General features: G+C 63.0%; 16 protein-coding genes. 6 read left to right on the forward strand and 10 right to left on the reverse strand.

The window, feature by feature from the left end:
- Positions 1-302 precede the first annotated feature (302 nt).
- From HBO05_RS28685 to HBO05_RS28710, 6 genes are all read right to left on the reverse strand, one after another.
- On the reverse strand, positions 303-2723 hold the full coding sequence (locus HBO05_RS28685) for a TonB-dependent siderophore receptor (protein ID WP_172314974.1): 2421 nt from the start codon (positions 2721-2723) through the stop codon (positions 303-305).
- An 82-nt stretch (positions 2724-2805) separates the two neighbouring features.
- Positions 2806-3765, reverse strand: a complete 960-nt coding sequence (locus HBO05_RS28690; protein ID WP_172314976.1) for a FecR family protein — start codon at positions 3763-3765, stop codon at positions 2806-2808.
- Positions 3762-4277: a sigma-70 family RNA polymerase sigma factor gene (locus tag HBO05_RS28695; RefSeq protein ID WP_172314978.1), complete on the reverse strand. Its 516-nt coding sequence runs from the start codon at positions 4275-4277 to the stop codon at positions 3762-3764. The genes HBO05_RS28690 and HBO05_RS28695 overlap by 4 nt, the downstream gene beginning before the upstream one ends.
- 129 nt (positions 4278-4406) lie before the next feature.
- Positions 4407-4961 carry a DUF4174 domain-containing protein gene (locus HBO05_RS28700; RefSeq protein WP_032862995.1) on the reverse strand — a complete coding sequence of 185 codons (555 nt, stop codon included), beginning with the start codon at positions 4959-4961 and terminating at the stop codon, positions 4407-4409.
- 164 nt (positions 4962-5125) lie between these two features.
- Complete coding sequence (locus tag HBO05_RS28705; protein WP_172314980.1) at positions 5126-5758, reverse strand: glutathione S-transferase; 633 nt, start codon at positions 5756-5758, stop codon at positions 5126-5128.
- 50 nt (positions 5759-5808) lie between these two features.
- Positions 5809-8166, reverse strand: a complete 2358-nt coding sequence (locus HBO05_RS28710) for a DNA polymerase II (protein WP_170043686.1) — start codon at positions 8164-8166, stop codon at positions 5809-5811.
- Positions 8167-8393: 227 nt separating this feature from the next.
- Here HBO05_RS28710 and HBO05_RS28715 point away from each other — a divergent pair, with 227 nt between their 5' ends.
- From HBO05_RS28715 to HBO05_RS28740, 6 genes are all read left to right on the forward strand, one after another.
- Positions 8394-10625, forward strand: coding sequence for a TonB-dependent siderophore receptor (locus tag HBO05_RS28715; RefSeq protein WP_172314982.1), 2232 nt, complete (start codon positions 8394-8396; stop codon positions 10623-10625).
- A gap of 235 nt (positions 10626-10860) precedes the next feature.
- Positions 10861-11748: a LysR family transcriptional regulator gene (locus tag HBO05_RS28720; RefSeq protein ID WP_172314984.1), complete on the forward strand. Its 888-nt coding sequence runs from the start codon at positions 10861-10863 to the stop codon at positions 11746-11748.
- Between the two features lie 116 nt (positions 11749-11864).
- Entirely contained in the window at positions 11865-12971 is a 1107-nt protein-coding gene (locus HBO05_RS28725) for a tartrate dehydrogenase (protein WP_169957325.1), read from the forward strand.
- Positions 12972-12973: 2 nt separating this feature from the next.
- The gene (locus tag HBO05_RS28730; RefSeq protein WP_172314986.1) at positions 12974-14422 is read left to right on the forward strand and encodes an aldehyde dehydrogenase family protein; all 1449 of its coding nucleotides are present in this window, start codon (positions 12974-12976) and stop codon (positions 14420-14422) included.
- A 32-nt stretch (positions 14423-14454) separates the two neighbouring features.
- The gene (locus HBO05_RS28735) at positions 14455-15213 is read left to right on the forward strand and encodes an SDR family oxidoreductase (protein WP_172314988.1); all 759 of its coding nucleotides are present in this window, start codon (positions 14455-14457) and stop codon (positions 15211-15213) included.
- 28 nt (positions 15214-15241) lie between these two features.
- The gene (locus HBO05_RS28740; protein ID WP_169957320.1) at positions 15242-16213 is read left to right on the forward strand and encodes a cyclase family protein; all 972 of its coding nucleotides are present in this window, start codon (positions 15242-15244) and stop codon (positions 16211-16213) included.
- 1 nt (position 16214) lies between these two features.
- Here HBO05_RS28740 and HBO05_RS28745 read toward each other — a convergent pair whose 3' ends face one another.
- The 4 genes from HBO05_RS28745 to mrdA all read right to left on the reverse strand — a co-directional run bounded on the left by HBO05_RS28745 (position 16215) and on the right by mrdA (position 22237).
- Positions 16215-18632 (reverse strand): TonB-dependent siderophore receptor, encoded by a 2418-nt coding sequence (locus HBO05_RS28745; RefSeq protein ID WP_262381478.1) that lies wholly within the window; start codon positions 18630-18632, stop codon positions 16215-16217.
- A 110-nt stretch (positions 18633-18742) separates the two neighbouring features.
- Entirely contained in the window at positions 18743-19717 is a 975-nt protein-coding gene (locus tag HBO05_RS28750) for a FecR family protein (protein ID WP_172314992.1), read from the reverse strand.
- Positions 19714-20226 carry a sigma-70 family RNA polymerase sigma factor gene (locus HBO05_RS28755; protein ID WP_057439140.1) on the reverse strand — a complete coding sequence of 171 codons (513 nt, stop codon included), beginning with the start codon at positions 20224-20226 and terminating at the stop codon, positions 19714-19716. Before HBO05_RS28755 ends, HBO05_RS28750 begins: the two co-directional genes overlap by 4 nt.
- A gap of 118 nt (positions 20227-20344) precedes the next feature.
- Entirely contained in the window at positions 20345-22237 is a 1893-nt protein-coding gene (mrdA, locus tag HBO05_RS28760; protein ID WP_172314994.1) for a penicillin-binding protein 2, read from the reverse strand.
- Positions 22238-22528: the final 291 nt, after the last annotated feature.

The following is a 22528-nucleotide window of genomic DNA, read 5'->3' on the forward strand; positions in this document are numbered from 1 at the left end:
ACTACCGCTATCGCGGGCAAGCCCGCTCCTACAAGGGATCTCAGTTGGGCTTAGGATTTTTGCCACACCGCAGTTCAAATGTAGGAGCTGGCTTGCCTGCGATGGCGGTGTGTCAGCTAGCGGAAATGGTGCCTGAACTACCGCTATCGCGGGCAAGCCCGCTCCTACAAGGGATCTCTGTTGGGCATAGGATTTGTGCCACGCCACAAATCAAATGTGGGAGCTGGCTTGCCTGCGATGGCGGTGTGTCAGCTGGCAGAAATGGTGCCTGAACCAGCTTCCACAGGGGGGCGTGGGTGGATTTAGAAATCGTATTTGACGCTGGTCATCAGGTTGCGCGGTGCGCCGTACATCCCGTGGTTGCCGGCATAGCTGAAGTACTCGCGGTCAAACAGGTTGTTGAGATTGACCGAGGTGCTCAACTGCGGTGTCACGTCATAGCGCAGTAGCAGGTTGGTGATGGCGTAGCTGCCCTGGCTGAACGTGTGCAGGTCTTCACCGACTTTGCTCTGCCAGTTCACCCCGCCCCCCACGGTCACTTTGTTCAACGCGCCCGGCAGGCGGTAGGTGGTGAAGGTCTTCAGGCTCTGGCGGGGCAAGGTGGTGACGATGCGTTTGTCGTCGGCATCGGTACTGACCGCATAGGCATAGCCCGCAGAGGCTTGCCAGCCTTCAGCCAATTGACCGTTGAGTTCCAACTCGACGCCCTCGGTGGTGGTGCCCTTCTCGTTGCGGTAGGTGTTGCCGCCCGGGGTGTCGATCCAGATCGCCAGGTTGTCCTGCTCCAGCTTGAACAGCGCCAGGCTGGTGTTCAACTGCTCGTCGAAGAAGCTGCCCTTCAAGCCAAGCTCGTAGCCCTTGCCTTCCATAGGTTCCAGGGCCTTGTTGTTGATATCGCGCACCCAACTGGCCTGGGGATTGAAGATCTTGGTGTAGCTGGCGTAGGCCGACCAGTTGTCGGTCAGGTCGTAGACCACACCGGCGTAGGGAATGTACACGCCGGTCTCCGATTCATCGGTGCGGGTGGCGACGCCGCCATAGGGGCTGTCTGCGGTTTCGCGCTTCCAGTCGATGACCCGGCTGCCGAGGATCACACTCAGGTCGTCGGTCATGCGCAGGCGCGTGCTCAGGTAGGCGGCGTACTGGCTTTCATCCACCGAGGATTTGCCGGTCACCGGGAAGTCCGGCTTGGCCGAGTGCCCGTCCCAGTTGAACAGGTTGTCGATGGCGCCCGCCGGGGAACCGGAATACGCGTAGTTCCAGCCGCCATGGCTGGGCACGTTTTCCTTGTACTTGGACAGGGTCACGCCGGCGATCAACTCGTGCTCGCGGCCCAGCAGGCTGAACGGGCCGGTGGCGTACAGGTCGAGGTTGTCCTGGCGCGGCGTACCGGAGAAGCGCACCGGCAACTGCGTGGTGCCGCTGCCATCGCTGTTGAGGCTGCCATTGACGTAGTTGAACACCTCATCGAACTTGTTTTGCGAATGGGTGAACTCGGCCTTGGCGCTCCAGCCACTGTCGAACTTCTGTTCGATGGAGGTAAAGAAACTGGTCTGTTCATGGTCGTTATAGGACCAGGCCGGTGCGGTATTCAGGGAACGGCTGAGGTTGCTGCGCGAACCGTCGGTAAAGCGCGTGGGCAAACCGGAACGCGCCGGGGCATCCACGTCGGTACGCAGGTAGCTGAAACCCAGGGTCAGCAAGGTGTCTTCGCTCAAGTCGAATTCCGTGATGCCGTACAGCAATTGGGTCTGCTGCTTGTAGCGGTCGACCCAGGCATGTTCGCTCTTGTAGTCGGCCACCAGGCGCCCGCGCACATTGCCGGTTTCGGTCAGCGGGCCGGACACGTCCAGGCCACTGCCGTAGCGGTCCCAGTTGCCCGCTTCAGCGGTGACGCTGGCCCGCGCCTCGGCCGTCGGGCGCTTGCGGATCAGGTTGATGGTGGCCGAGGGGTTGCCCATGCCGCTGATCAAGCCGGTGGCGCCACGCACCACTTCCACCCGGTCGTACATCGCCATGCTCTGGGTATAGTTGTCCATGCGCGTGACGGTGGGCACACCGTCGATTTCGAAGTTCTGGATCTGGAAACCACGGGAGAAATAGCTATCGCTTTCCGACCCCAGGCCATCACGCAACACGATGATGCCGGGGGTGGCATCCAGGGTATCCGACAGGTTGGTCAGGCGCTGGTCATCCAGGCGCTGGCGGGTCATGACGGTCAGCGATTGCGGGGTTTCCCTGGGCGTCAGGTTCAGGCGCGTGGAGCTGCTGGACGACTGCGTGGTGTAGGAACCGGTGCCTTCGGTGGTCGACCCCGGCGCCTTGCCGGAGATCGACACCGTGCCCAGTTGCAATGCGCCGTCGGTAGGCCGGGGCTCCAGGGAGTAGTTATCGCCACTGCCACGCACGGCTTGCAGCGAGCTGTTGCTGAGCAGGATCGCCAGGCCACTGTCGAGGTCATGCCGCCCTTGCAGGCCCGGGCTGGTCTGCCCTTGCGTGAGGGCGGCCGGGTAGGACAGCAGGATCTGCGCGGTCTGGCCAAACTGGTTCAACGCGCCGGCCAGTGAGCCTGGGGCGATATCGAATTCCTGCTGTGGCGCGGCCATGGCCCAGGCCGGCGCCAACAGCAGCGGCGCAGCCACGCCGAAGCTGGCGATGCCACGGACGACGGCCACGGCCAGTGATTTTTTCAGTGTTGCCCGGATGGTGCGTTGCGGGTGCATGCCCTGTTCCCCAGATAAGTGAGTGTCTGGGGATATAAGTCTCGTGAGATTCGGAAACGGACCACCTGCATGCGAAATAAATTCATACCTGCGCCCGCCGCGGTTTCAACGTCACCCATAAGCGCGTGAAATGCTGCACATCCAGCTTGAGGGTCTGTTGCAGTGCCGCAAGAATGCGGTCGGTGTCGGCCAGTGGATAGGTGCCAGACACGCGCAGCTCGCGCACGCTCGGGTCACAGTCCAGATGCCCGCGCCGGTAGCGGCTCAATTCATTGAGGAAGTCTTCCAGGCGCAGGCCCTCGGCGACGATCATGCCGCGGCTCCAGGCCAGTTCGCCGGCGCGCTGGGAGCGCCGCGCCAGCAGGGTCTGCGGGTCAAAGCTGATGATTTCGCCGGGAGAAAGGCTCAGGTTGCGCGCTGGAATCTGCGCCGCCAGCGGCTGCTGGTCAGCCCCCAACTGGGTAAAACCATCGCGCTGGCGCACGCTGAAGCGCCCGCCTGTGACATGGATCAGGCCTTCGGCGGTTTTCACCCACAGCGGGCGGGCATCCAACGGGTTGGGCAGCACCAGGATCTCCCCGCGCAGCAGATGGATCTGACGCTGGTCAGGGCCGTAGTTCACATCGACAGCGGTGTCGGTGTTGAGCTGGATTTGGCTGTTGTCCGCCAGGTCGATGCGCCATTGCTCACCGACCGAGGTGCTGAAATCGCTGGTCCAGGGTTGCAGCAGGCCAGCGTCCCGGGCGGTCCATGCCACACTGCCGGCGGCCAGCAACAGGGCCAGATTTTTCAGCACCCGGCGCCGGGACATCGCCGGCAACAGGGTGGCGCTGACCAGCGCCTGGTGCGCCGGGTCGCGCACCTCGTGCACACGCTGGAAAAATCGCTGGGAATACTGCCATGCCTGCTCGTTGAGCGGGTCCTGCTGGCGCCACGCCAGCCATTGCGCGCGGGTCTGTTCGGTGACATCCGGCGCCTGTAACTCCAACTGCCAGTGCATGGCCTGCTCGGCGGCGTCCAGGGTCAGGGGCGAGGGATTCATGGGCGCTGGCTGTCGAGCACAATGCACTGCGCACCGGCCTTGACGATGTAGCGCTTGACCGTGGTGATGCTGGTGCCCAGGCGCTCGGCAATCTCGCCGTGGCTCAAGCCGTCGAGCTGCGACCAGAGGAAGGCCTGGCGCACCGGCAATGCCAGGCGGCTGAGCGCTTCGTCGAGGGCCATCAGGGTTTCCAGGAGCAGCCATTGCGTCTCGGCGCTGGGGGCCACCTCTTCGGGCAACAGCGCCAGGGCTTGCAGGTAGGCCTTTTCCAGCTTCTGCCGACGAAAGTGATTGGACAACACGCTCTGTGCGACCTTCGCCAGAAAGCTGCGAGGCGCCTGGACTTCCAGGGGTTGATTCTTGGCCAGCAGGCGCAGGAACGTATCCTGGGCCAGGTCGGCGGCGCTCTGCGAGCAGTTCAGGCGACGCCACAGCCAGTGCTGCAGCCAGCGGTGTTGCTGCTGATACAGGGTGGCCAGGTCAGTAGGGCTTGTCGCAGGGTTCGGGGGCATGGAGGGTGCGCGCAGAAGGTAAGCCGTAAATGATAACGGTTATCATATGCTTCATGGCGCAATGCCTGCAAGTGGCATACAGCTTGTAGGGTTCGCTGGCACCTCCCCTGTAGGCGCCAGCGAGGAGCATCAATCTTCCAGCGGTTGCGGCGCGTGCTTGCCAGGCTTGGCTTTGGCGCCAGGTTTGCCCGCTGCCGGGGCGGCGGGTTCCGGCTCGGCGGGGGCGGCGGCTTCTTTTTCTGCCATGGGCATCTTGTCGACAGCCGCAAAGAACTCTGCAAGGTCAAGGGTATCGGGGGGCACGGTCTTTTCAACTTTCTTCTCGCCGTCCTTGCCCACCAGGATCACTTTGGTGCCGGCACTGGCGCCAAGCTTCAGGGCGCGGATCAGCGCGTTGGTGTCCTGGGCGCCGAGGTCCTTGCCGTCACGCTGGCCGACGGTGCCGATGCTCGTGTAGTTCACGGTGTAGAGCACCATGTTGCGCTCGGTGAACTTCTGTTTGTTCTCAGGCTGTTCAAGGTCTTTCTTGAGCTGGACCTGAGTCGGGTCGATGGAGCTGGGTGCAATCACGATCAGCGGGCGGAATTTGCCTTGATCCTGTTCCAGCGGGCCTCGGTTATCCGCAGCCAACAACGGCCCCGTAAACGCCATCAAGGTAGCCAGGGTCAGCGACCGGACGAGCATGCGTACCTCCTTCCAATTCCATGCAGAGTTTTTGAGTTTCATGTCTGCGACAGTCAATTTCAAGGATGATTCCTACGCGACTATCAGAAAGAGTAGGCCAGGACGCCCGCGACGCAAGGGCTTGAGGCGCTTCGGGGCTCATTGTTTCTTCTGATTGCCAAGGCTCACTGCCCGGGCCAATCCGGCCAGTGCCAGGCGAACACCGGGGCCACCTGCGGGTCGGCATCCACCTGCGCCAGGGCCTGGGCGCACGCGGGGTGGGAGTGTTGCAGGACGTCGCGCACACCCTCCCAGCGGGACACGGCCGCCGCCATGATGCCCAAGGCATTGGGCAGCCCCTGCGGGGTAAAAAGTTGCCCGGCAAATTGCTCGGCAAACAACTGCCAGGTGCGGTGCAGTTTCTGCTGGGTACCTGCGATCAGTTGCGCCTGTACCGCCTCGTCGGCGTCAGCGAGAAAGCGCTGGGGGTAGTCGATGATGGTGATTGCCGAGTAGCAGTTGGCGGCGATATACACCAGGCCGCGAATGATCTGCGCGCGGTTGCCGGACAGCAATCCGCTGGCCGGATACTCCAGGCCCAGGTGGATCAGGATCGCCGCGCTCTCCGTCAACACGCTGCCGTCGGGCAGTTGCAGGGTGGGGATTTGCCGCAGCGGGTTGATCCGCCCGAGGGCCTCCATCCCCGCCGCATCGCCCCAGGGACTGGCATCGACCTGCTGCCACGGCACGCCGCAACGTTGCAGGGCGATTTCGACGATGCATGAGCCAGAGCTTTGCGTACCGTAGAGCGTGTACATGGGCCTTCCTCCTGGAGATTCAGCGTCCAGAGTGAAACGTGTTCCAGGGGTTAAAACAAGCCCATCTGACCACCGACCAGGGTGCTGAAATCATCATCGACAAACGGCAGGATCGCATCGGCCACCGGCTGCAATTGCCGGGTGACGTAGTGGTCGTAGTCAATCGGTGCCTGGCGTACTTCCAGGGGCTCGGGGCCGTTGACGGTGATCACGTAGCGAATCCAGCCACCGTTCTGGTACTGGCGCGGGCGGCCCTGGCGGTCGTTGTATTCATCCGCCAGGCGCGCGGCCCGTACATGGGGCGGCACGTTGCGTTCGTAGTCGCCCAGTTGCCGGCGCAGGCGCTTGCGGTAGATCAGCAGCTCATCGAACTCGCCGCTGAGGGTGCGGCGCACGTAGTCACGCACGTAATCCTGATGGGGCTGGCGATGGAAGATGCGCTGGTACAACTCCTGCTGGAACTGGCGGGCCAGGGGCGACCAGTCGCTGCGCACGGTTTCCAGGCCTTTGTAGATCATTTCTTCACTGCCATCGGCGCGGGTCACAAGGCCTGCATAGCGCTTCTTGCTGCCCTCTTCCGCCCCGCGGATGGTCGGCATCAGGAAGCGGCTGAAGTGGGTTTCGTATTGCAGTTCGAGGGCGCTTTGCAGGCCGAATTCGCTGTGCAGGCGCTCGCGCCACCATTGGTTGACGTGTTGCACCAGGTCCTGGCCGATGCGCGCGGCGTCCTCCTGGGAATGGGCACTGCCGAGCCAGACAAAGGTGGAGTCAGTGTCGCCATAGATCACCTCATAACCCTGGGCTTCGACCAGTTCGCGGGTCTGGCGCATGATCTGGTGGCCGCGCAGGGTGATCGACGACGCCAGCCGCGTGTCGAAGAACCGACAGCCGCTGGAGCCGAGCACGCCGTAGAAGGCATTCATGATGATCTTCAGGGCCTGGGACAACGGCGCGTTATGCTCGCGCTTGGCCACTTCGCGGCCTTCGGAGACCCGCGCCACAATGGCCGGCAGGCAATGCCGGGTGCGGGAAAAGCGCGCGCCGCGAAAGCCTTCCACCGACTCGCTGTCGTCAGGATGGCGCAGGCCTTCGATCAGGCCCACGGGGTCGATCAGGAAGCTGCGAATGATCGACGGATAAAGGCTTTTGTAGTCCAGCACCAGCACCGACTCGTACAGCCCCGGCCGCGAGTCCATGACAAAACCGCCGGGGCTGGCCTGGGGCGGTTTGTCCCCCAGGTTGGGCGCGACAAAGCCCTGGCGATGCATCAGCGGCATATACAAATGGGTGAACGCCGCCACCGAACCACCGTTGCGATCTGCCGGCAGGCCGGTAACGCTGGCCCGTTCCAGAAGGAACTTGAGCAACTCGGTTTTCTCGAAAATCCGCGTCACCAACTCGCAGTCCTTGAGGTTGTAGCGCGCCAGGGCGGGCTTGTCCTCGGCGAACATGCGGTTGATCTCGTCCATGCGCTGATACGGCGTTGCGATCGACTTGCCTTCGCCCAGCAGGGTCTGGGCGACGTTTTCCAGGCTGAATGACTCAAAAGTCCAGGTCGCCGAGCGCAAGGCCTCGATGCCATCGATGATCAACCGCCCGGCAGCGGCGGCGAAGAAATGGTGGCGACTGCCGTGCTCGCGCCAGGCCATAGCCTCGCCGCCACGGCCAAGCAGCAATGGCACGTTAAGGCGTTGGGCATGCTCGTGGAGGACCCGCAGGTCGAACTGCACCAGGTTCCAGCCGATGATCGCGTCGGGGTCGTATTGCGCCAGCCACTGGTTGAGGCGCTCCAGCAGTTGGGCGCGGCTGTCGCAGTATTCGAGCTTGAAATCCACCGCGCAGGTTTTGTTCGGCGGGCCGAGCATATACACCTGGCGCTCGCCGCAGCCTTCCAGGGCGATGGAATACAGCTCGCCGCGCGCGGTGGTTTCGATATCCAGCGACACCAGCTTCAACGCCGGGCGGTAGTCGGGCGCGGGCTTCATCTGCGCCTCCAGCAACATCCCGCCCTCGCCGGGCGTGCCGCCAAATGCCACCGGTGCGGTGATGAAGCGCTCCATCATATAGCGCTCGGGCGGGCGCACATCGCCTTCGTAGACATCCACGCCGGCCTGGCGCAGGCGTTTTTCCAGGTCCATCGCCTGGCGATGCTGGCGGGTGTAGAGGCCCAGGACCGGGCGGTGGTGGAAATCACACAGCTGCAGCGGGCGCAGTTCCACGTCGCGCTCGCCCTTGAGCACCCGTTGCGCGTGCTCGCGATGGGCCAACGGAATAAACATCACCGAAGGCTGCACCGGTAGACGGATATACCGCGGCCCCTGGTCGGTCGCCAGCCAGAAGCTGACCTGCGTGCCCGCCGGGGTGTCGTGCCAATGCCGGGTCAGGACAAAACCCTGCTGTAAATCCACCTTGCCGCACCTCAGGAATCGCTTTCAGGGCGCGATTCTACTCGGCATCCGCCATCAGGCCTTAATAGAAATTTTTTGCCCTTCAGAAAAGTCATACATCACAAATCAGTTTGTGAAATATCATTTAGCATTTATTATCATTTGCACTGGAGTCGTATTCGCGCAACGAGGAAGCGCAACGTTGTTGCCCCCTTCCTCACATTGACGCTTCGCCGTCCGGATCGACCATGCCCACTTGTACCCGACTCGCCGTGCCGTTTCGCCCGACCCTGCTCGCCCTGTGCTGCTCCCTGAGCTTTGCTGTCCACAGCGCCCCCCAACAAACCCCACAGGATGCGAGCAATGGCCAGGCCCTGGAATTGGGGGCAACCAGCATCAGCGCCGAATCCATCATCCCCGGCGCCCTGCCCCCGGTGTACGCCGGCGGCCAGGTCGCACGCGGCGGGCAGTTGGGGGTCTTGGGCAACCAGGACATCATGGACGTGCCGTTCAGCATGGCCTCCTACACCGAACAACTGATTCGCGACCAACAGGCCGAGACGGTAGGCGATGTACTGCTCAACGACTCGTCCGTGCGCCAGGCCTCGGGTTACGCCAACCAGTCGCAATTGTTCGTGATTCGTGGCCTGCCACTGAATGGCGACGACATTTCCTACAACGGTCTGTACGGCATCCTGCCCAGGCAGATCATGTCCACCGACGCCCTGGAGCGGGTGGAAGTGTTCAAGGGCCCCAACGCCTTTATCAACGGGGTAACGCCCTCCGGCTCCGGCATCGGCGGCGGCGTGAACCTGCAACCCAAGCGCGCCGACGACGTGCCGCTGCGCCGCTTCAGCACCGATATCAGTAGCGAAGGCCGGATTGGCCAGCACCTGGATCTCGGCCAGCGTTTTGGTGAAGACAATCGTTTTGGGGCGCGGGTGAACCTGTCCCAGCGTGAAGGCGATACCGCCACCGACAATGAGAACCAGCGCTCCAAGCTGTTTGCCGTCGGCCTGGATTACCGTGGTGATGCATTGCGCCTGTCGGGGGATTTCGCGTATCAGAAGCAGCGCGTCAATGGCGGGCGCAACTCGGTGTTCCTCGGCCCCCTGGTGACCCACGTACCCGACGCCCCTTCCGCCGACACCAACTACGCGCCGCGCTGGAGCGCAACCAATATTGAAGACACCCTGGGCATGCTGCGCGCCGAGTACGACCTGAACGACAACTGGACCGCCTACGCGGCGGGCGGTGCCAAGCATACCCGGGAGATGGGCCGGTATTCCTCGGTGACCGTCAACGACAACCTGGGCAATGCCCAGACCAGCGCCTCGACCATCGCCCACGAAGAAGACAACAGCAGCGCCATGGCCGGCTTGAAGGGCAATTTCCAGACCGGGCCGGTGAGCCACCGCCTGAATTTCGGCCTGGCCGGGATCTGGACCGAGGCGCGCAACGCCTATGTGTTCGACAGCGCCAAGACCAGCACCAATATCTACCACCCGGTAACCGGCGCCGAACCGCGCCTGAACAGCCCGCGCAATACCCCTGGCACCGACTTCAGCGACCCGACCATCACCGCCAAGACCTTCATGCGCAGCGCGGCGGTGTCCGACACCGTTGGTTTTATCGATGATCGCTTGTTGGTCACCCTGGGCCTGCGCCATCAGCAAATGGTGGTGCAGGGCTACAACTATATGAGCGGCAGCCGCACGGCCAACTACGATCAGTCGATCACCACACCGGTGTACGGCATTGTGTTCAAGCCTTGGGAGCATGTGTCGCTGTATGCCAATCGGATTGAAGGTTTGGCCAAGGGGCCTGTTTCGCCGGTTAACTCCTCTGGGCGTACGGTGATTGGCGGTGGCCAGGCGTTCGCGCCGGCACGCTCCAAGCAGATCGAGGCCGGGGTCAAGGTTGACATGGGCACCTACGGCGCGACCCTGGGCGTGTATCGCATCGAGCAGCCCGGCGCCGGCTACACCCAGATCATCGATGCCACCACTGCACGCTTCGTGCGTGAAGGCGAGCAAATCAACAAAGGCGTAGAGCTCAACGTATTCGGCGAACCGCTGGCCGGCCTGCGCTTGCTCGGCGGTGCGACGGTGATGAAAACCGAGCTCAAGGGCACCCAGAACGGCGCCAACGACGGCAACCGCGCGATTGGCGTGCCGTCGTTCCAGCTCAATGCCGGTGTGGAATGGGATGTGCCTGGCCTGCAAGGCGTGACCCTCAGCGGGCGCATGTTGCGTACCGGCGGGCAGTACGTGGATGCCTCCAACAACCTCAGCCTGCCGGCCTGGAACCGCTTTGACCTGGGCGCACGCTACAACTTCAAAGTGGACCAGCGCGACGTCACCCTGGGGCTGAACGTGGACAATGTGGCCAATACCAAATACTGGGAGTCGGCAATGGGCGGCTACCTGACCCAGGGCGACCCACGGGTGGCCAAGCTGTCGGCGAGCATCGAGTTCTAACCGGCACTTTACTCAAGGCAGCAAAGATTAAAGGTGGGAGCTGTCGAGCCCCGGCGAGGCTGCGATGGCGGTGGGTCAGTCACCATCAATGCTGGCAATGCCGCCGCCATCGCAGCCTCGCCGGGGCTCGACAGCTCCCACAAGGGATCGGCGGCGCCTCCAACGTTGTATCAGACGATTGGACAGTCCTGTCCCAACTGCGTAGTTTTCACAGACCGCGCACAAGGACTCTGGCATGGCCCCCGATCTCACCTCCATCGAGCTGTTCCTCAAGACGGTCAAGCTCGGCAGCCTGTCCCGGGCGGCCGAGCAGTCGCACCTCTCGCTGTCAGCGGCCAGCCGGCGCCTATCGTTGCTCGAGCAGCATTTCAAGGTCGCCCTGTTACACCGCTCCTCCACTGGCGTCTCGCCCACGGCGGCCGGCGAGGTGTTGGTCGAGCATGGGTTGGCGATTTTGCGCGCAGTGGATGGGATGCACGCTGACCTCGCCGACTACGCCAAGGGCGCCACCGGCCGCGTGTGCCTGTATGCCAACAGTTCGGCAATGAGCCAGCAACTGCCCCGCCAACTGACCCAGTGGAACGCTCTGCACCCCGGCATCCGCCTGGATATCCGCGAAGAGCGCAGCCGCGAAATCCTGCAGGCGGTGCGCGATGGCGTGGCCGATGTGGGCATCGTCACCACCCAGCCGGGCGGCGAGGACTTGCGCTTTGCCCCGTACTGCCAGGACCGCCTGTGCCTGCTGGTGCCCGATGATCATCCGTTCAAGATGCGCCATGCGCGCTTTGCCGATTTGCTGGGCTATGACTTTGTGGGCCTGGAGGATAACGCCGCCATCACCGCGCTGATCACCGAAGCCGCCGCCGCGATTGGCATGCCGCTGCGCCTGCGGGTGCAGGTACGCAGCTTTGAAGCGGTGTGCCGGCTGATTGCCGCCGGGCAAGGGGTTGGCGTGTTGCCCCAGGGCGCGGTGCAGATCTTTCGCAAGGAGATGGCCTTGCGCTTTATCGAAATCGACGACCCTTGGGCCGATCGCCAGATGTACCTCTGCATGCGCCAGCAACAGCCGTCTCCGACGAGCCTGGCATTATTCGACTACCTGGTTGCCTGCCACTGCGACTGATCACTGGCCTTCGATTTTTGCGAAGGCCGCTTCTGTAATCAGCAATTCCCCCACCGCTGCACCTGTGCCAAGAATGTCCCCGCCTCACTGACAACAACAAAAACAGGAGACACGGCGTGTCCAATTCCACGACCAGCACCCGCCATCGTATTGCGGTGATTCCCGGCGACGGTATCGGCCGCGAGGTGGTGCCCGAAGGCCTGCGCGTACTGGAGGCCGTCAGCCGGCGCTTCGGGATTGCGTTTGAGTTCGATCACTTTGCCTGGTGCAGCGAGCACTACCTGGCCCACGGCACCATGATGCCGGACGATTGGGCCGAGCAGATCGGCAGCCATGATGCGATCTTCTTCGGCGCCGTGGGTGCCCCGGACATCATCGCCGACCATACGGCGGTGTGGGAGTCACTGCTCAAGATCCGCCGCCAGTTCGACCAGTACGTTAACATCCGCCCGGTACGCCTGATGCCCGGCGTGCCCTGCCCGCTTGCCGGCCGTGTGCCGGGGGATATCGACTTTATCGTGGTACGCGAGAACACCGAGGGCGAGTACTCCAGCGTCGGCGGGCGGATGTGGGAAGGCACGCCGCGCGAGATCGCGGTGCAGGAGTCGATCTTCTCCCGCGAAGGCGTGGACCGGGTGGTGGACTACGCCTTCAAACTCGCCCAGCAGCGACCACGCAAGCACCTGGTGGCCGCCACCAAATCCAACGGCATTTCCATCACCATGCCGTTCTGGGACGAGCGGGTGAACCTGATCGCCCAGCGCTACCCGGACGTCAAGAGCGCCAAATTCCACATCGACATACTGTGCGCACACTTTGTGCAGCACCCGGACTGGTTCGATGTGGTGGTGGCCTCCAACCTGTTTGGCGACATCCTCTCCGACCTCGGCCCGGCCTGCACCGGCACCATCGGCATTGCCCCCTCGGCCAACCTCAACCCCGAGCGGCGCTACCCGTCGCTGTTCGAGCCGGTACACGGTTCGGCGCCGGACATTGCCGGGCTGGGCGTGGCCAACCCCATCGGGCAGATCTGGTCGGCTGCGTTGATGATCGAGCACCTGGGCAATGGCGACCCGCTGTACCAGCAGGCCGCAGCAGCGATTGTCTCGGCCATCGAGACGGTGCTTGCGCAAGGCCCGCGCACCCGGGAAATGGGCGGCAGCGCCAGTACGATCGAAGTGGGCGTGGCCATCGCCGAATGCATCGCCGGGAACAGGAGCTGAACATGATCAACGCACATTACATCGCCAACCAATGGCAAGCCTCGACGTCCCTGGAAGACATCCCGGTGATCGATCCCAGCAGCGGCGAAACCTACTCCAGCATCGCCCGGGGCACCGCTGCCGATGTGGACGCCGCCGTCCGCGCCGCGCGCCTGGCCGTAGGCGAAACCTTCGATGGGCCGTGGGGCACGTTGTCGGCCCTGGAGCGCAGCCGCCTGCTGGCCAGGCTTGGCGCGGCGGTGCTGGAGCATCACGAAGAACTGGCGCAGATCGAGGCGCGGGACACTGGCAAGGCGCTGAAAGTCGCGCGGGCCGATGCCACCGCCCTCGCCCGTTATTTCGAGTACTACGCTGGCGCGGCCGACAAGTTGCACGGCGAGACCCTGCCTTATCAGAACGGCTACACGGTGCTGACGGTGCGCGAGCCCCATGGGGTAACCGGGCATATCATCCCGTGGAACTACCCGATGCAGATCTTCGGCCGCAGCGTCGGTGCGTCCCTGGCGGCGGGCAACGCCTGTGTGGTCAAGCCGGCCGAGGATGCCAGCCTGTCGTTGCTGCGCCTGGCGCAGATTGCCGCCGAAGTGGGCTTCCCGGCCGGTGCGATCAATGTGGTGACCGGCTATGGCTACGAGGCTGGCGCGGCGTTGTGCAGCCACCCGGGTATCGATCACATCTCGTTTACCGGTTCCACCCTGACCGGCACGGCGGTGTCCAAGGCCGCCGCTGAACGGCACTGCCCGGTGACCCTGGAACTGGGCGGGAAATCACCGCAGCTGGTATTCGCCGATGCCGACCTGGAGCAAGCCTTGCCGGTGCTGGTCAACGCCATTGTGCAGAACTGCGGGCAGACCTGTTCGGCGGGCAGCCGGCTGCTGGTGGAGCGCAGCATTTATGAGGCGCTGGTGGAGCAACTCAGCCAGCGTTTTCGCGAACTGCGCACCGGGCCTTCGGCGCTGGACCTGGACATGGGCCCACTGATCAACCAGAAGCAGCAACGCCAGGTACGTGAGTTCGTGCGCGAGGCCGAACAGGCCGGCATCACGGTGGCCGCGCGCGGCCAGGTGGTGGCCGAGGCCGGCAGTGGTGGTTACTTCCAGGAAGCGGTGCTGTTTCGCGACGTGCCGCCCGACAGCCGCCTGGCCCGGGAGGAAGTCTTCGGCCCGGTGTTGGCCGTGATGCCTTTCAACGACGAAGCCGAGGCGATCCGCCTGGCCAATGGCACCGAGTTCGGCCTGGTCGCCGGCGTATGGACCCGCGACGGCGCACGGCAAATGCGCCTGGCGCGCAAGCTGCGCTGTGGCCAGGTATTTATCAATAACTACGGGGCCGGCGTCGGGGTTGAACTGCCCTTCGGCGGCGTCAAGGCCAGCGGTTATGGCCGGGAAAAAGGCTTCGAGGCCCTGCTGGGCTTTACCACCTTGAAGACCATCGCGATCAAACACGGCTAAGCCGTTACAACAACAAGAAAGGAGCACACTCCATGCGTCTAGCAAACAAAGTTGCCATCGTCACTGGTGCCGGTTCCGGCTTTGGTGAAGGGATCGCCAAGACCTTCGCCCAACAGGGTGCGCGGGTGATCGTCGCCGACATGAACGCCACCGGCGGCCAGCGGGTGGTCAATGAGATCGCCGCCACCGGCGGCCATGCCCATTTCGTCGAGGTCAATGTGGCCAACGACGAAAGCGTGGGCGCGCTGCTGCGCGCGACCCTGGAGCAATTCGGCGGGCTGGATATCGTCATCAACAACGCCGGCACCACCCACCGCAACCGGCCGATGCTGGAGGTGGACGAGGCCGAGTTCGACCGGGTGTTCGCGGTCAACGTCAAAAGCATCTTCCTCAGCGCCAGGCATTTTGTGCCGCACTTTCGCGGCCAGGGCGCCGGCGTGTTCGTCAATATTGCTTCGACCGCCGCGATCCGCCCACGCCCGGGACTGGTCTGGTATAACGGCAGCAAGGGCGCGGTGGTGGTCATGAGCAAGACCATGGCGGCGGAGCTGGGGCCGGACAATATCCGCGTCAATTGCGTGAACCCGGTGGTCGGCGCAACCGCGTTGCTCAGTGAGTTCATGGGCGTGCCGGACACCCCGCAAAACCGTCAGAAGTTCATGGCAACCATCCCCCTGGGACGTTTTTCCACCCCGCAAGACGTGGCCAATGCCTGCCTGTACCTGGCCTCGGACGAAGCGGCCTTTATCACCGGCACCTGCCTTGAAGTCGACGGTGGGCGCTGCGTGTAACTCAACGACCAAAGGGATCGGAGTCGATATGTGCGACTTACATAACAAGAACGAACCGAGCACCAAGCAGCTACTCGAAGGCCTGCCAAAGAACTGGGGTAAATGGGGACCGGACGATGAAGTCGGCGCCCTCAATTACCTGACCGAAACCGAAGTGCTGCGCGGCGTGGCCGCGGTGCGCCAGGGCAAGACCTTCACCCTGCAAGTGCAGATCGGCCATCCGGGCGGCGACCCGATGTGGCCCGCGCGCAACCCGTCGATGCGCTTCAACACCCTGGATCACAGCCACTACCACTTCGGCAAGCAACCCGAAATGACCGGCGGCGCGGCGTATTGCGACGATGTGATCTTCATGCAGCTGCAAGGCTCGACCCAGTACGACGCCCTCGGGCATGCCTGGTACGACAATCAACTGTGGAACGGCTACGACGCCATGAGCACCGTCGGCGGCATGGCCAAGGCCAGTGTGCTGGCGATTGCCGAGCGCGGCGTGGTCGGGCGCGCAGTGCTGATCGACATGGCCCGCCATCGCGGCAAGAAATACCTGGGCCGTGGCGAAACCTTCAACCACCTGGACTTGCTGGCCGCCGCGAAGGCCCAGGGGGTGACCATCGAAAAGCGCGACATCCTGATCATCCGTACCGGCTCCATGGGCGCCTTCTACGAGTATGGCAAGACCGAGTTTTTCAAGGACCTGGTGGAGCCCGGCCTGACCTACAGCCGGGAACTGGTGGAGTGGTTCCACGCCATGGAAATCCCCAACCTGGTGACCGATACCATCGCTAACGAAGTGATCACCGATCCGGTGTCGGGGGTGCAGATTCCGTTGCATTGCGCGCTGATGCGCAACCTCGGCATCGCCTTTACCGAGATCGTGCTGCTGGAGGATCTGGCCGCCGATTGTGCCGACGACGGCCAGTGGAAGTTCCTCTACACCGCCGCGCCGTTGAAGATTGTCGGTGGCAGCGGCGCGCCGGTGAACCCGGTGGTGATCAAGTAGCTCACCAATCGTAGGACACGGCCAGGGACGCAGTGCGCTCCTGGCCGTAATAGCAACCAAAGGAGTAGTTGCAGGACGAGACGTACTCGCGGTCAAACAGGTTCTGCACGTTGAGGCTGGCTTCGGCCCCCTTGAATGTGGGGCTGACGCGGCTCAGGTCGTAGCTGACGGTGGCGTCAAAGACCACGAACGACGGGGTCTTGAAGGTGTTGGCCGAGTCGCCGTACTTCTTCCCGGTATACCGCGCACCACCGCCTACGGTCAGGCCGGCCAGGGTATCGCCGGCAAAGTGGTAGTCGGCCCAGGTACTGGCGCTCCAAGGCGCCTGCGCCTCGCTGCGGTTACCCTCTTCGCCGTAGTTGCTCTTGGTATAGATCACGTCCAGGTACGACAGCGCACTGATCAACTCCACCTGGCCAAACCGGGCCTTGCCTTCAAATTCCACGCCCCGCGAACGCACTTCGCCTTCCTGCAACTGGTATTCGCGATAGACCAGATCGCCGGTCAGGACGTTTTTCTGTTTGATCTGGAACACCGACAAGGTCAGCAGCGACTGGTCGTTGGGCTGGTATTTGAGGCCCGCCTCATACTGCTCGCCTTCCACCGGTTTATAGGCGCCGCCGCCACGCTCCGGGGCCAGCCGGCCGACGCTGGGCAGAAACGACTCGGCATAACTGACGTAGGGCGCCAGGCCGAAGTCGGTGAGGTAAGTCAGGCCGACGCGACGCGTGAGTTGCTTGTCTTTCTGCGACACCGTGCTGTGGTCCAGCAGGTCGCGATTGATCACTTCGGCCCAGTCTTCACGCAGGCCCATGGTGAGGATGAAACGGTCGAACTTGATCTGGTCCTGGGCATACAGGCCGGTCTGCTTGACCGTGTTGTTCCACTTGGTGGTCAGTTGCGGCTGGCCAAAGGTGTGGTAGTTGGACGGTTTGTAGAGGTCGATGATTTCTGCGCCGGAGAGGTTGTAGCCCTGATATTTACGGGTGAACTCGCGGTGATCGAAGCCCACCAGCAAGGTGTGTTCCAGGGCACCGGTGGCGAACTTGGCCTGCAGGTTGTTATCGAGGGTGTAGGCGCTGTTGTGTTGGCGCCAGTCGAGCTTGGTGCGGCTGGCGCGGGTGTCGTCGGTGCTGCCATCGGGCAGTTCGACGAAGCGGTTCAGGTAGAAACCTTTGTAGCGGTCGTTGACGTCGGTAAACCGTGCGGTCTGGCTATATTCCAGGTTGTCGTTGAAGGCATGGGAGAAGTCATAGCCCAGCACATACTGATCGCGAATGTAGTTGTTCCAGTCGGAGTCGCCGAGGAAGGTGTCGCGGTCGATGTGCTGGCCCTTGGAGTTGCGGTACAGGGTGCCAATGGCCGGCAACGCCTGGTAGTCGGCCAGGGATTTGTCACGCTGGATCTGCCCATAGATCGTCAGGGCAGTGTCATCCGTGGGCGCCCAGGTCAGGCTGGGGGCCAGCAAGGTGCGGCTGTCGGTGGCATGGTCGACCATCTCGTTACCGTCGCGGACCAGGCCGATCAGGCGGTAGCTCAAGGTTTTTGCCTCATCGAGGGGGCCGCTGAAATCCAGGGCGCCATTGACCCGGTCGTAACTGCCCAGGCCAAACTTGACCTGGTGCCGGGCCTCGGTGGTGGGCCGCTTGGACACCAGGTTGATCATGCCACCCGGCTGGTTCTGCCCGAACAGCACTGAGGCCGGGCCCTTGAGCACTTCAATGCGTTCCAGGGTGTAGGGATCGATCTGTGGCGCGCCACCGAGGCTGCCGGCGTAAGGCAGATAGGCGCCATCGAGATACAACAAGGTGGGCGCGAAGCCACGGCTGGTCAGCTCGTCGGCGATGGTGTTGCGATCGGTGTAGCCGTTGGTATCGACGCCTGGGGTGTAGCGCAAGGACTGGGTCAGGTTGCGTGCGCCCTGGACCTTGACCTGGTCGGCGGTAACCACGTTGACGGTCTGCGGGATTTCCAGGATCGGTGTATCGGTCTTGGTGGCCGTGGCGCTGCGGGTGGCCACATAGCCATCCACCGGGCCCCAGGCATTTTCTGCTACCAGGCCGGTGACGGTGGTGGCGCCAAGGTTCAAGGCGCCGCCTTCGGGCAGCAGGTACAGGCTCCAGGTGCCATTGTCGGTGACGGTCAGGCCCAGGCCGCTGCCGGCCAGCAAGTGTTGCGCGGCCTGTTCAGGGCTGTATTGGCCCTGCAGCGCCGGCGCGCGGCGGCCTTGCAGCAAGGCCGGGCTGACCGACAGCGTGCGCCCGCTTTCCCGCGACAGCCGGCTCAGGCTATCGCCGAGGGCTGCAGCGGGCAGATTGAAATATTGCTGGGTGCTGGCGGCCGTATCGGCCAGGGCGGCCACGGGGTGGCCGACCACCGCCAGGGTTACGGCCAGGGTCAACAGGCAGGGACGGATCATCAAGGGTGCCATAGGGTGAGGATGCTCATTGTCAGGTTGGCGTTCCCTAACCTTGACTCGCGAGATCGGCGACCCCCTCACGCTGAGTGAAAATAATTCCCATTGTCGGCTCAACGCACGTCTATCAGGGTCAACCAGGGGCCGTAGTGACTGATGCGCAGGGGGAAGGTCTGGGCCAGCGACTCCAGGGTTTGCGCCGGATCATCCAGTGGGTACACGCCATAGACGCGTACTTTTGCGGCTTGCTCACTGACCCGCAACACGCCCCGGCGATACGGCCGCAGGGCGTCGATCAACAGGCCCAAGGGCTCATCACGGATATCCACGCGGCCGTCACGCCAGTCCGCGCGGCTGCGTACCGAGAGCGGTACCGGGCGCACATCGACATCGCTGAACCACGCCGCCTCCCCCGCCTCTACACGGCGCTGGCTGCCGCCGAGCGTGGTGACCTGGACGCTGTGCAACTGCACCGAGGTCAGGCTGCCGGTGGCCTCCTGGCGCACCATGAATTGCGTGCCCAGGGCCTGGACTTCGCCCTGGTCGGTGGCGATCACAAACGGCCGGCGCGGGTCGGCGGCGACGTCCACGAACACTTGGCCCTCACGCAGGCGCACCAGGCGACGGCTGTCACTGAAGTGGATGTCCACCGAACTGCGGGCATTGAGGCTCAGGCGGCTGCCATCGGCCAAGGCGAAAGTCTTGCGCTCACCGGTGGCGGTGTGGCGGTCGGCCCACAGGCCATTGAGCGGTTGGGCGCGGTCAAAGATCGCCGCACCGCTGACACCGAACAACATCAGGGCCAGGCCACCGCGCAGTACCTTGCGCCGCGCTTCGGAATCCGGCGTCGCCAGGGCCTGGGTAACGGCGCGCAATTGGCCGGGGCTACGGGCCTCGACGCGCTGCAAATCAGCAATCGGCTGCTGCAGCAAACTGCCCACACGCTGCCAGGCGACGGTGTGCTGGGGGTTGGCCCGCAGCCAGGCTTCGAAGGCTTGACGCAGCGCGGGGTCGTCAGCCCCGGCCTCCAGGCGTAGCAGCCAATCCACGGCGGCGCGGGTGGTGGCGTCCACCTTGGGATGGCTCATGTCAGGTCCGCCGACTCGGCCAGGCAATGCAGGAAAGCCCGGCGCAGATCACGCTCTACCGTGGCCAGCGACACGCTCAACTGCTGGGCGATGACGGGCTGCGACAAGCCCTCGAGGCGATTGAGCATAAAGATCTGCCGGACACGCGGCGGTAGGCCATTGAGCAGGCGATCGATGCTTTCCAGCGCTTCGCGCACCAGGGCCAGGTCTTCTTCCGAAGGGGTGTAGGCGTGCGGCAACTGCGCCAGGCTGTCGAGGTAGGTCTGCTCCAACCGTTTGCGTCGCCAGAAGCTGAACAACAAGCGGCGCGCCACGGTGCTGAGAAACGCGCGGGGCTCGTCGAGTTGATGGAGCTGGCGCGCATCCAGAATGCGGATAAACGTGTCCTGGGTCAGGTCCGCGGCATCTTGCGGGCACTTGAGCTGACGATACAACCAGGCGCGCAACCAGCGATGGTTGTCGTCATAAAGCGTTGCCAGAAGGACCTTGGGATCGGTAGGAGTAGACACGCGGGCAGCCAAGCACGTTAATGATAATTCATCTCATTATCTGCGCAGGCTGTGGCTAAATGCAATCGCTTATCTACCCCAGTGGAACCTCGCTCAAGACGGCTTGACGATACTGGCGCTAGACACGAGGGTCGCCCGATGTCTTGGCCGGCGTGGCGTACTGCGGTTTCAGGTGGCCTTGTTGATCGAGCAACCAGGCATCCATGATCTGGCGCACCACCGGGCCTGCCACCCGGCCGCCCGCCTCGCCGTTTTCAATCATCACTGAAATCACGATCCTGGGGTGCTCGGCCGGGGCGAAGCCGACGAACAATGCGTTGTCGCGGTTGCGCTCGCGAGTCTTCAGGCGGTTGTAGCGCTCGCCCTGCTTGATTGCCACCACCTGCGCGGTACCACTCTTGCCCGCGATCCGATACTGCGCACCGGCGGCCGACGCCCGGGCAATCCCGCGCGGGTCGTGCATCACCATTTGCATGCCGTGGTTGACCTGATCCCAGTCGCGGGGGTTCTTGAGCACGACATTGGGCATCGGGTTCTCGTCCACGGGTGGCACACCGTCGATGGTCTTGGCCAGGTGCGGACGATTCCACACGCCCTTGTTGGCGATCAGCGCGGTGGCCTGGGCCAATTGCAACGGGGTGACCTGCATATAGCCTTGGCCGATGCCGAGGATCACGGTTTCGCCCGGGAACCAGGGCTGGCGCCGGGTGGCACGCTTCCAGGCCTGGGATGGCATCAGGCCGGCCGACTCTTCGAACATGTCCAGGGAGACTTTCTGGCCAAGACCGAATTCGGCCATGTAGTCGTGCAGGCGATCGATCCCCAGCTTGTGGGCCAGGTCGTAGAAGTAGGTGTCGTTGGAACGCATGATGGCGGCGTCCATATCCACCCAGCCATCACCGCTGTGGTTCCAGTTGCGGTACTTGTGATCAAAGTCCGGCAGTTGGTAGTAGCCGGGGTCGAAGACCCGGGTTTGCGCGGTGACCACGCCACTGTCGAGACCGGCGATGGCCACTTCCGGCTTGATCGTCGAGCCTGGCGCATACAGCCCGCGCAGCACGCGGTTGAACAAGGGCCGGTCGAGGGAGTCATGGAGCGCGGCATATTCCTTGAAACTAATGCCGGTGACGAACGAGTTGGGGTCAAAGCTGGGTTTGCTGACCATCGCCAGGACTTCGCCGGTTTGCGGGTCGAGGGCTACTACTGACCCGCGACGGTCGCCCAGGGCTTCTTCGGCGGCTTCCTGGAGCTTGATATCCAGGCTCAGGACGATATTTTTGCCGGGAACCGGATCGGTATGCTTGAGCACCCGCAAGACCCGACCCTGGGCATTGGTCTCGACCTCTTCATAACCCACATGGCCGTGCAACTGCGACTCATAGAAGCGCTCGATGCCGGTTTTACCAATCGATTGCGTGCCACGGTATTCGACCGAATCCAGCTCCTTGGACTCCTTCTCGTTGATGCGCCCCACGTAACCAATGGAATGCGCAAAGTGTGCACCCAGCGGGTAGTGCCGCACGAACTGCGGCTCGACATCCACGCCTGGCAGGCGGAATTCGTTGACGGCCAATATGGCGATCTGTTCTTCAGTCAACTCATAGAACAACGTCACGGGCACGAACGGGTGGCGGGCTTGCTTCAGGGCCTTGTCGAATACGGCGCGGTCTTCGGGGGGCAGGTGCAGCAGAGCGATGATCGAGTCCAGCTCCCCTTTCAGGTCGGTAGCCCGTTCGCGGGTGATGGTCAGGTTGTAACTGGGACGGTTATCGGCCAGAACCACACCGTTACGGTCATAGATCAGGCCGCGGGTCGGGGTGATGGGCAGGACGTGGACACGGTTGTTTTCGGAGATGGTGGAGTGATAGTCGAACTCCACCACTTGCAGGAAATACATGCGGGCGACCAGGGCGCAGGTGATGCCAAGCACCAGTATTGCGCAGGCCAGCAGGCGCTTGTTGACCAGGAGGTGCTCTTTTTCGTGGTCTTTGATCGGTATGGCTTCGGGCATTTCTACAGCATCTCGTTGAATAAGGGTGATGCCGCATCCTGCGGTTGAAAGGCCGTCCCTGAAAAAGCTGCTGCACCTTACCAAAAATACCGAAACACTTTGTATTGAATTGACCGAAGGGTAGTTGGGGTGGATAGCAGGAAGTTGCGGGCTAGTCTTTGCGCGCGCCTTTTCGACCGCCCAAAACAAAACCCCAACTGCTTTCGCAATTGGGGTTTCGGAATTTAATCTTGACGATGACCTACTCTCACATGGGGAAACCCCACACTACCATCGGCGATGCATCGTTTC

This window comes from Pseudomonas sp. WS 5079 (assembly GCF_012985465.1).
Classification (GTDB): domain Bacteria; phylum Pseudomonadota; class Gammaproteobacteria; order Pseudomonadales; family Pseudomonadaceae; genus Aquipseudomonas.